This window comes from Streptomyces sp. UW30 (genome assembly GCF_008042075.1).
In the GTDB taxonomy this organism is placed as follows: Bacteria; Actinomycetota; Actinomycetes; order Streptomycetales; family Streptomycetaceae; genus Streptomyces.
The window spans coordinates 410,435-421,209 of the sequence record NZ_RDBN01000053.1; the positions used below are offsets into that span (position 1 = coordinate 410,435).

At 61.3% G+C, this 10,775-nt stretch carries 7 protein-coding genes and 2 pseudogenes; 3 read left to right on the forward strand and 6 right to left on the reverse strand.

The features are described 5' to 3' along the window. Nucleotides 1-134: 134 nt before the first annotated feature. From EAO75_RS36030 to EAO75_RS36055, 5 genes and pseudogenes are all read right to left on the reverse strand, one after another. The gene (locus EAO75_RS36030; protein WP_147999340.1) at nucleotides 135-2,387 is read right to left on the reverse strand and encodes a restriction endonuclease; all 2,253 of its coding nucleotides are present in this window, start codon (nucleotides 2,385-2,387) and stop codon (nucleotides 135-137) included. Nucleotides 2,388-3,042: 655 nt separating this feature from the next. Then, complete coding sequence (locus EAO75_RS36035; RefSeq protein ID WP_147999341.1) at nucleotides 3,043-3,372, reverse strand: hypothetical protein; 330 nt, start codon at nucleotides 3,370-3,372, stop codon at nucleotides 3,043-3,045. 1,112 nt (nucleotides 3,373-4,484) lie between these two features. Then, nucleotides 4,485-4,892: a cold-shock protein gene (locus EAO75_RS48725; protein WP_410092832.1), complete on the reverse strand. Its 408-nt coding sequence runs from the start codon at nucleotides 4,890-4,892 to the stop codon at nucleotides 4,485-4,487. Between the two features lie 15 nt (nucleotides 4,893-4,907). Then, nucleotides 4,908-5,695, reverse strand: a pseudogene (locus EAO75_RS48730) (serine/threonine-protein kinase); the annotation flags it as partial. Nucleotides 5,696-6,224: 529 nt separating this feature from the next. Next, on the reverse strand, nucleotides 6,225-7,112 hold the full coding sequence (locus EAO75_RS36055) for a hypothetical protein (protein ID WP_187284726.1): 888 nt from the start codon (nucleotides 7,110-7,112) through the stop codon (nucleotides 6,225-6,227). 306 nt (nucleotides 7,113-7,418) lie between these two features. Between EAO75_RS36055 and EAO75_RS36060 the strand changes: the two genes are divergently transcribed. From EAO75_RS36060 to fxsT, 3 genes and pseudogenes are all read left to right on the forward strand, one after another. Further along, nucleotides 7,419-7,652 carry a hypothetical protein gene (locus EAO75_RS36060; RefSeq protein ID WP_147999346.1) on the forward strand — a complete coding sequence of 78 codons (234 nt, stop codon included), beginning with the start codon at nucleotides 7,419-7,421 and terminating at the stop codon, nucleotides 7,650-7,652. Between the two features lie 182 nt (nucleotides 7,653-7,834). Next, on the forward strand, nucleotides 7,835-8,329 hold the full coding sequence (locus EAO75_RS36065) for a hypothetical protein (RefSeq protein WP_261989566.1): 495 nt from the start codon (nucleotides 7,835-7,837) through the stop codon (nucleotides 8,327-8,329). A 38-nt stretch (nucleotides 8,330-8,367) separates the two neighbouring features. Further along, nucleotides 8,368-10,581 (forward strand): annotated as a pseudogene (gene fxsT, locus EAO75_RS36070) (FxSxx-COOH system tetratricopeptide repeat protein); the annotation flags it as partial. Nucleotides 10,582-10,630: 49 nt separating this feature from the next. On the opposite strand, the gene EAO75_RS48735 reads toward fxsT, so the two are convergent. Beyond that, entirely contained in the window at nucleotides 10,631-10,717 is an 87-nt protein-coding gene (locus EAO75_RS48735; protein ID WP_410092834.1) for a tetratricopeptide repeat protein, read from the reverse strand. Nucleotides 10,718-10,775: the final 58 nt, after the last annotated feature.

The following is a 10,775-nucleotide window of genomic DNA, read 5'->3' on the forward strand; positions in this document are numbered from 1 at the left end:
SCCGGCCGGGCCTGCGCTCCTGTCTCCGCCCCGCTCCAGCCCGGCCGGCGCCCGTGCCGCGCCCAGCAACCAGCCACCTGGCTCAGAGAAGGGAAACGTCGCGGTTGAGTTGGCCGGCGGAGCGGCAGGTCGCGTCAAAAATCATCAGTCCGAAGCGAACCCATCATGTCCGCAACCTCTCTCATCTCCTGCCTAAGGCTCATTCCTGAATCAGAACCCGAGAGCTCGCGCCTACCATAATCGTAGTCGTCATCGTCCATGCCCGGCATCTTGTCTACTGCTTCGCTATAGCCGGGGAAAGTTCCGTCTGGGTCCTCGTACTCATTCGCGAAAGCCAGAACCCTCTCCATCATTGATGGATCAAGCATCGAGTCGGGCCCCGCTTCTGCCCATTCCTCGATCCTACGCTCGGCGTACCACCGCATATCGTCTTCAACATCAGGGATCGCAACTCCCGGGACAATATCGGATAGATTCTCAAGGAAGGTTTTGGCCGACTCTAGCAAATCCCAGTCCGACAAATCACCCTTGATCCATTCGATTGCCATATCAACAGCATCAGGCACAGCGTCGCGCAATGACTCCCGATCCGACTCGCGCAAAAATCGGATGATTGCAAGAATGTCCTCCGGATCGGATGCGTTTAGAATGGCTTCATCTTCAACAATCGCCCTTCGGGTGCACTCCAGGATCGACCCAGAGGCAATCATATTACCGAAATTCAGATACACCCTGGCTCGCTCGGCGGGGTCGATACTGGTGTTTACACCGTCACTGCGTAGGCCTTGAGACTCATACGCTTTCAGCGCCACCTTTTCGATTGCATCGAAATTCTGCATAAAGAACTGAAGAGCCTCGTTTCGCTCGCTTGCCATCACCGCGAGAGCTTCGATCTGCTCAAAATGAACGCAATCCTTGATGAGCTGTAGCAAATTCGATCGATCCTCAAGGAGGTACTCTCGCATGAAGTCGCGAACGGAGGGGTTATGGAAGGATAGGAAGACTTTATCGGATTTTCGATAGGTCCTCAGCATCGTGCCGTCAAGAGTGGCGATGGAAGTTCGCAGATCCCTTGAACTTCGACTCAGCGAAATCCAGAGATCCTGCATGTCGCCCAGGTGTACGCCATTCAAAAACGAGTAGGTGAGCGCAAGAAGTTGAATGTCAGGGTCTTTGAGCTGATGACTTACAATATGAGACCAAACACTTCGGGGGTCCCTAAGGTTATCTAGGATGCGCCGCCCAAGATCTCCTTCATTCGAAGAGAAGCTGTCTGCTTCAGCAATAGTGGCTGCAACCACACGAGGGTTGAAATTTGGATGCCGAATGATTGGCACATACACGGCAGGATCCGCGAAGCTTGCCTTCACACCATCGTCGAGACCGGACGCATACACGTGATTGTAGAGAATGGCACCCCTGGCACGGTACGTGTAATCCGCCATATTGATTACACACGTATGCAGGTCGAAGCGGTACCTATGAAGCTTTTCGTATCGTTGCCGTGCTTGAGCAAGGATGTACTCACGTGTCGTGAGGATGAACCGCTTATTGCTAGATTTTTCGACTCTGCTCATAAAGGCAAGAAGGCGGCTATCCTCGTTCTTGCCGAGCTTCTCTTCTAGAGTTGTCTGCCCCAGGAAATCGTCATAGTAGTACATCTGTGCAACTGACTCGTCCCACAGAGAATTAGCTTCCTCAAGATCGGCCGATACCTCGACCAACTCGTATCCTTCGCTCACGTATCCAGCACAGAGCACTTGAGCCAAAGTTGTCTTACCGATACCGGGGATCCCTGCTATCACACAGGTGTGTCGCGTTTCCAAAAGTTCCACAGCCCTGCCATAGCTCTCATTAGGCGCGTATGTGCGAAGCGTGGAGTCCAGCTCTTCTGCGAGTTGCTGAGAGCGCGTCAAGACACTTTTAGAAAGTAGCGCAGACAACACGGATGCACTTGTCAACCACAACCGAACATGGCGTCTGACGATACTCTCATGCTTGCGAAGAAGTGCGTTTATTTCAGTGATTCCATAGATGTCGCTCGGTGTCTTCACGTATGGCGAAAAGATATCATGAATCTTATCCTTGGCTCCCTTCGTCAACTCCACTGAGGTGGCAAGGACATATCTGCTCGGTTGCAGCCTCTGCACTTTCGGGAGTTCGGAAACCCTTAGTCGATCGATCAATTTCGAGCGTGGTGAGCGAACCCAATGTTTGCATTGGATCACAAGCTCGGAACCTTCTTCATGAAGGTAGCGGAGATCCACTCCAGAGTCTGCACCAGGTGAGAATATCTCTAGCCTTACGCCATACTCCGCTTCGAAGATGTCCTTACAGACAGCCTCGAAATCGAAATCTGTCAGCCTGGTCAGATCAAAGTTCTCCACTCAAGTCCCCTTACGGTGTTTCTGACAGCACGGACTTGTTCTAGGCCAGCTCGCATAGAGATACAGGCAGCCACGCCACGGGCATGCGCCGCTGGGGTCCGTGCGATAGGTCCCTGAACACGTTCCACGCAACCAGTGAAGCGCGTCCTCCCGCCCGCCGCAGCTGTATGCGTGTCGGAGGCCGTGCGCTTCCTCCGTCGAGGCTTGCTCCGGTCGACGGCCGGATGGCGTGGCTCAGGCCGGTCGGGGTGCAGCGAGGCACACGCGTGCCTGGACGGTCGGCTGACCCGCCATCGTGGCTGACTGTCGTCGGCTGAGGCTCAGACCATTCGCGTGCCAGATCGTGCGGGGAACCACGGGGAGCAGCGGTGACTGGCCCTAGGTCGCGGTCTGGGCTCCAACAGCGCTCCGCCGCAGCTCAGCCAGAAGTTGCGGCCAGGGAGCCCAAGCTTCCCAACGCTGAGGGCTTTGACTTGGCGGGCCCCGAGGCGTCCCACGGCCAGGCCGGCGCGGCTTGCTCTCGGCGACGGCATGGCAGCGTGGCTGAGGCCGGTGGGGGTGCAGCTGCATACGCGTGCGTGATCGGTCGGCTCACCCGACATCGTGGCTGACTGTCGTCGGCTGAGCTACGAGCACCACCCAGTCCCATATCCGGTCAGTTCGAAGGCGTGAAGCCAGCGGACTGATCGAGGTGGAAAGCGGAGCCCGGAGCCGTCGGAGTCCAACCATCACGCAGAGCAAGCCGAACAGCCGCAGCAACACCGGACGGCAGTACAGGATCAGTCTCACGACCGATCCAGTTGCTCGGATGCGGCTGGTTGGTGGTGACCACAAGCGTCCGGCTCGGGTTCTCCGCATGCTCGACCGCGAACGTGCACGGCGACCATGCCAGCCCCTGGAAGTACGTCGGCCTGCCTCGCAGCCGCCAGCGGTAGGCCGTACCGTCGACAACGATCCGTCGTGATCCCTTGCGGGCCAGCGCCATGACGCCCCCTCCAACAGCGATGATGCTAGCGAGCCCAGCTCCACCGTCCGTCTCATTCAGTGCCGTTCGCGGACGTTCAGACGAGGCCGGAGGCGGCAACCGCTCAGACCGCTGACTGTGCATGAGCCCAGGTGAACGTCCCCGAACAACGCCCACCACCCCACCACCACAGTTGGGAAGCGTGTTGGCCGTGCGCGGGTTCAGCAGGTGTCTGGTCGTGCCGTGCCTGGTTGAGATTGACGTACGCCAGTGCACGCCACCAGCGTGCTGCCGTCCGCGTCGAGAAACAGCATGAAGATCCACGATCCGTCGGCAGTCCTGATCTGCCCCAATCGAACCGGTCGGCCGTATAGGTCGAGGCGTTGCACGGCCCGGGCCAAGCCGGAGGTCTCGATGCCCCTCCGAAGGGTGTGACGGAGTCGGCGCCCGTAGACCGTCGCAAGTGACTTGGGTGAGGTCGTTCCGTCCCAGACGACGTATGAAGCGTCGGCGCGGAGTGCAGCGAGAGCGGCCGCCGACGTGTCGTCGTCGCCACCCAGCAGCCGTTCGAGCTGCTCCCGTCCCATGGCCCCCTTGAGGCATAGACGAACCCGTATCGAACCGCTCAGCAGATGTCAGCCCACCTGGCCCGGCTCGAACGGGCTGGTCCCCTCCACAACGGGCCGGTGCTGCGGGTCTACAGCGCGCCGGCCGACGCAGGCAGACTCATGGTAGGACGGCCGTCAGCGCCCTTGCATCGGTGTTTCCCACACGGCAGATGGAGCAAGGCTGAGTGTCTAACTGTGTGACAACGGCGGCGAACACCGGCGGACGAGCGCGAACGTCTGCGGACCATCAGCCCAGGTGAGAAGCACCCCAGTCCAAGGCAGCGCCCCCGCCCAAGTTGCTTCGGGACCAAGAAGTCGCTCCGTTCAGGTGCGTCGCGGCTGTGCCTCTGCTGGCCGTGGCACTGACACGACACTCGTGTAGTCCAGATCGCCAAACGCCGAAGGCGCTGGCACCTCATGACCCGAATCCTTGTCGTGGTAGACGACGACTTGGCCGCCCACTACGACGCCAGCCACCTCGCCTCAGTGGCAGGTCGTTCCAGGATCCTGAGGAGAGCGGGCATATCAGCCGAGAGGGATGACGCGATCAGCACCTGGCCCCTTGGGCAGCTGAGTGATCGCGAAGGCGACTCGCTGACCCTCCTCCAAGGTCCGGAAGCCGTCCATTTGAATCATGCTGTAGTGGACGAAGATGTCGGGCCCACCGTTATCCGGAACTAGGAAGCCGAATCCTTTCTCGGGGTTCCACCACTTCACAACCCCAGTCTGATGGCCGGCCGGGATGCTCGTTGCCTCTTTGGTCTCGGGACGAACTTCCTCAACCTCATTAAATGGAGCGACCAGGGTTGGGACTTCCCTCGCCGTTGAACGAGGCGCCCGCGACGGGACGAGGGTCAATGCCTCCAGCCCTTGCCCCACGCTTGCAGCGTTGGTGGGCCGCGTTTCTGGGTCCTTGGCGAGAAGATTGAGCACAAGACCGTCCCATGGCTCAAGATCAGGCCGACGTTCGCTTGGAGGCACGGGCGGGGTATTCAGGTGGTCGAGGAGGACCTTGAAGGTAGTTCCGGAGAACGGTGTCTGGCCGGTGAGTAGCTCATAGAGCGTGCAGCCGAGCGAGTACAAGTCACTCCGATGGTTTACGGGCTGACCCTGCGCCTGCTCGGGGGCGAGGTAGGCCGGAGTCCCGATCACCGCACCCGAGGCAGTGATACGCGTGTAGTCGGCGGCCTCGGCATACGCAGCGATGCCAAAGTCCACGAGCTTGACCGTGCCCTGGGGGGTGAGCATTACGTTGTGCGGCTTTAGATCACGGTGGCACACGCCCTTGTCATGGGCCTCCGTCAACGCTTGGCAGATCTGGGCCCCCAGCGTGCGACATCACTCGGCTGCTGCGGGCCGTTCTCCGCTACGACCTGACGCAGAGTCTTTCCCGGCACGAGTTCCATGACCACGTAGTCGGTGTCCTCGTCCGAGTCGTGGCCATGGTCGTACACGGTGGCAATGTGCGGGCTGGACAGGCGCGCAGCCGACCGAGCCTCACGCCGGAGACGAGCGGACGCCTCGGGGGACTCGGCGAGATTGGCGATGACCTTGACGGCCACCGGGCGGTCGAGGTTCTGGTCATGGGCCCTCCACACCGTGCCCATGGCACCCTTTCCTAGGACTTCGGTGAGCTTGTATCTGCCGCCCAACGTTCGTGTAGCCACGCTGTCTCCCGCCCCCTGTTCCGGTCTCTGGAAAGCGTAGCGACCTGACGTCTCACCGGGAGCGGCCACGGCCGGGGCAGGCTCATCGTTACACGCTCAGTGCAGACGTTTCACGGTCGTATTCGCCGTGGACGCCGTCTCAACCAGCTCTGCAAGCATCACCATGACCATGCCTTCGGCAGCACGTCGCAGCGGTCAGTGGGCAGTAGAGGTCCGCGGGCTCTCAAGGTGCACCACAAGCGCACCAGACCGAGCGGGAAATAGCGGGGAACCACGGTGAAAGCCACCTGACCCGACAAGGCCACGGCCCGACCGTTTCTCCAGGTCAGCACCCGAACCACCCTCAAATGACCGCAGCTTCCCAAGCTGATGGCTCAGACATGGTCGTGGCGGGCCGGCCGTCGTGGCTCGCTCAGGTCGACGGCATTGGCAACGTGGCTGAGGTCGGTGGGGGRGCAGCGAGGCATACGCGTACGTGGTCGGTCGCCGCACCCGCCGCCGTGGCTGACTGTCGTCGGCTGAGGTACTCAGAGGCGCCTTTGCCCGCACTTGTGTGTGGGTAGGGGCGACCAATGGCTTCGGCTGGATGCACGGCCTTTCAGCAGCCAACTTCGCCACTGAATGAATAGGGATTCTGATCTCCAAATGATTGGGGGTCCCGGCGAACCCACCCCCCTCCGCATTGATAGGTAGATACACCCCCGAAGTACAGGGAGCCATACTCGTTAAACTTGCGCAGGGAAGTCACCCGGAAGGGCCGGCCAGAATCATCCACCCATTGCGTCACAGTGGATTTTCCGTCCACTATGGTGAACTTTAGCTTGAACTCGCAATAGCTCTTTTCGGAAGCGGCGTTCAGGACAAGGGTCTGCTGCTCGCCCCGAGTAAGAGAAATGGAATGAGCCTCAAAATAGTCACTGAGCATGGACGGGTCTTCGCCCCCAGGCTCCTTGGCCAGAGATCTAGGGGCATCCAAGTCGAACAGCATCGAAATGTTTTCCTCCCCTCCTGCGCTGTAAGCTGCAAAAAGGCTTCCGCTTAAGGACTCATGGCAGCGTTCCTTAACGGCCTCCACTCCGATTATCTTGACGGCATGTTCCCGATGCCCCTCGACTACCAGCTTTATGGAAGTTCTCGGCCCTTCAGCCCCGCCTCGCGCCATCGCCCAGTCATACGCTTCCGGCTTCCCCTTGCTCAAGGATTTCAATTGGCCGTTCTGGAGTTGCACCTTCTGTGGCAGAGCGACGAAGTATCCCTCTCGGACGATTTCACTGGAATGATCTATGAGCACTGGAAGGCCGCCCAGCGGGCCCGGCGGGCGATGGAAGATTGAGTTGTAAATATCCTGCCCGAAGGCTGCAAGGACAGCGGCCGAAATTGCACCAGTCACCCACAGTGCCAGCCTGATGGTTTTGCGCCTCTGAGTGTTATGTGAATTGCTGGAATGTGAACGGACCGCCCGCCGCTCTCGCCGAAAATGGTTCATATCGGAACCTTATGATCCGAAGAAGTGAAGCGGACTATACCCAGTCAACTTCTTTCACTCTTTTGAATTCTGTGCGCATTTCCACTGCAGCGCCACACGGGATACTCCATTCGGCGGGCTGTTCTGCAACGTCTCACCCTGACAACAGTGGCAGGAACAGGATGGGGTGACGCCAGCTCGCCACTTGGCCAAACGCGTAAAGCAGTGCTCTGAGAAGCCGTGGCGCACTCGGCGCGCGGTGGCTGTCATCATCATGGGATGGCAGGCAGGCTGGTCGGGCCCTGGAGCAGATCCGCAAGGTCTCCGGTGACCGGGACCACACCTCTCGTCACCGATCGCGTCGTGATGGGCTGGCCGGCACAAGGTGACCGGCTCCACCCACAGATCGTCTTGGGATCCCACGGACTCTGTCTGGTGAAAGCCGTCAACCACGACGACTGGTACATGGSCAGCCTGAACGACGACGACGGCGTCACCTGCTGGAGCGCATACGACGGCGGCTGCGCGGATGGGGCTGCGGCGCGAGGTGCGCACGCGTGAGGCAGGGGAGACCTGTGATCGATCACCTCACTGGGCACCTGACATACCGTCACTGACACCAGACCGACGCATCACCGATAWCGCCTTCCGTCAACAGCTGCCGTCGTGCCACGCAGTGCGGTACAACGGAGCACGACCACAGAACGGGTCACGCAGTTCGCGTGGCGGACCGGGGGGCGGACATGCTGGCAGAAACCATCACCGCAGTAGCAGCCGCCGGTGGAACAGCCGTTATCGCTGCTGCCGGAACAGATCTCTGGACCTCGTTTCGGGACCGACTGGCGAAGCTCCTGGGTCGAGGCGACGCGGAAGCAGAGCAGACGATCTTGCAGCATCTGGAGCGCACCGCGGCCGAACTTCCTCCCGCGTCACCCAATGGATCAGGAGCCACCCGCAGTCAGCTTGAGGCCGCATGGGCAGGGCAGATTGCCAGTATCCTCCGCACACTTCCCGATTACGAGGGCGAAGAACTCGCGGGCCGCTTGCAGGAGTTGACCGCCGAGATCGCACCGCGCGCCAAGACCAGAGGAAACCTTGCGGAGGCCCGCGACCACGGGCAAGCAATCGGCGGCGACATGAACGTCGACGCCAGGAATGGTGGTTACGCGGCTGGCCAGATGAATTTTGGGAGCATGCCCGAAAACCCTCCGCAGCCCGGTCAGACGCCTTCGGCCTGACCGGGGAGCCCTCGGCTCGACGTTCCTCTTTGCGGCCCATGACTGGAGCTACAATCAGCGCGCTGAGTCCAGGGGCGTTTGCTGCCGGCACAGCGAATATCGCGAACGCTACGTTCCAAGGCAGCGGGGGCGCGGAGGCAGCACAGGTAACCCTTACTCCCCCCTGGGGTCAACGCGACGGGCGTATTTTGCGCGGCCGCGATGAGTTGATCGAAAGGATCCTCGCCACAGTCGGCAGGAGCGCGGGCAGGAGAATCCAGGTTTTGTACGGGCTGGGCGGGATCGGAAAGACCTCCGTTGCTCTGGAGATCGCCCATCGCTTCCAACTCATGAATGTGCCCGAGGCGGAGTCGCGGCATGCCAACAGCGACGCGAGGGCACGGGTGTGGTGGGTTAGCGCCCACGATGAGGAAGGAGTCAACGGTGGGCTGCGCGCGGTGGCGAGCGAAGTTGGTGTCTCCCAGGAGACGATGACCGCGGGCCGGGTGGCAGACGCGCTGTGGGATCGACTCTCTTCACTGTCTAGCCGATGGCTACTCATCATCGACAACGCTGACCAGCTGACGCTCTTGAACGGGCCTGCCCAGCTGTCCCTGGGCAACGGATGGATACGGGCTCACTCTGCGGCCCACGGTCTGGTCATCGTCACTACCCGCGACGGGAACCGTGAACGGTGGGGCGAGCAACCCGTGCGGATTCAGGTCGAGCCGCTGCCCCTTGATGACAGTGCGCAGATCCTCATCGATCATGCCGGGCAGGAGGCCGGAGACGCAGAGGAGGCACGCCTCCTGGCCGCCCGTCTGGGTTGGCTGCCGCTGGCTTTGGACACCGCCGGCCGCTATCTCGCTGACATCCGCTCCACCCCCGCGCCCTTTCGAGCCGTGGAGAATCCTGCTACGTTCCGCGCCTACCGGCAGGCTATGGAGGCCGGGAGGATCCACCATCTCGACGGACAGGGCTTGCTCCGGGAGATCTGGCGGATGTCTCTAGGGCTCATCACCGACCAGCACCCGCACGCGCCCSCGCTGCTGCAATTATTGGCCGTGTTCGCTCCCGCCCCGGTCCCACTAGACCTGCTGGACGGCGAGATCGTCCGCCAGGACCCGGTGTTCGACGGGATCAGTGGGCAGCAGATCTGGAAGTCAGTGCGGGCCATGACCCAGTTGGGCTTGGCAGAGATGAARACGGCCCCTACGGACGGAGCATCGGGCACCGTCTCGCTTCACCCGCTGGTCCGCGACGCGCACCACAATGCTGCGTTGCGTGTGCTGGCTGTCCGCCTTCTTGGGCGAGCCGCAGAATCGGCCGGCCCCCCCGAGGACCCGGCCAACTGGCCTCGGMGGACACTCCTCACCCCGCACGTCCAGCACGCCGCGCACTACCTGAGCACGGTGGACGGCCCCCTCGCAGAGGCTCTCGCAGAACCGGTCAACGGCACAGTCTTGGCGCTCCAGTCCCGAGGCCTGCTTCATGCCGGCCACGCCCTCGCCGAGGCTGCACTCCCCCGACTGCGCGAAACCTTAGGGGAGTATCACCAGCAGGTTCTAACCACCCGAAACCACCTGGCGAGCCTGCTTCACGACCAAGGCCACTACACGCAGGCCCGCACAGCCTATGAGGATGTCCTCGCCATCCGTAGGAGCACGCTGGGCGAGAAGCACCCCGATACGCTCACCACCCGGCATCAAATGGCACTGCTCTCGAAGGACCAAACCCGCTACGAGGAGGCCTGTAGCGAACTTGAGGATGTCCTTGCCACCCGCCGACGCGTCCTCGGCGAGGATCACCGCGACACCCTCGACACACAGCACGCACTCGCCCGCGTACTGCAGGATCAGCAGCATGTAGTCCTGGCCCGCACCCAGTACCAGGACGTCCTCGCCAGGCTGAAGAGCACCCTGGGAGAAGAGCACTCTGAAACCATTGCCGTGCGACACAATCTTGCCATCGTGCTCCACGACCAGGGCCGCTATGCAGAGGCCCGCCGTGAGTACGAGGACACTGTCGTGGCCCTAACGGCCATCCTGGGCGACGACCACGCCGAGACCCTGACCGCCCGGTCGAACCTCGCCTCACTCATCCATGACCAAGGGCACTATGACCTGGCCTGCGCCGCTTACCAGGACATTTTCAACGCCCGGCGGCAACAACTGGGCAGGGAACACCCCGACACCCTCACCACACGAAGCAGCCTCGCCCTTGTCCTCGCCGACAAAGGCCAGCTCGAAACAGCCCAACGCGAGTACGAAGCAGTCCTGTCCCTACGCCAGCGCATCCTCGGCAACGAACACCCCSARACCCTCACCACACGACAGTGTCCTCGTACTCACGGCGGGCCTCTGCATAGCGGCCCTGGTCGTGGAGCACGATGGCAAGATTGTGTCGCACGGCAATGGTTTCAGAGTGCTCTTCTCCCAGGGTGCTCTTCAGCCTGGCGAGGACGTCC

Bases quoted from the DNA above. Each gene is read 5' to 3' on its own strand.
- EAO75_RS36035 (WP_147999341.1), bottom strand. From the start codon at position 3,372: ATGGCGCTGGCCCGCAAGGGATCACGACGGATCGTTGTCGACGGTACG.
- EAO75_RS36055 (WP_187284726.1), bottom strand. From the start codon at position 7,112: ATGAACCATTTTCGGCGAGAGCGGCGGGCGGTCCGTTCACATTCCAGC.
- EAO75_RS36065 (WP_261989566.1), top strand. From the start codon at position 7,835: ATGCTGGCAGAAACCATCACCGCAGTAGCAGCCGCCGGTGGAACAGCC.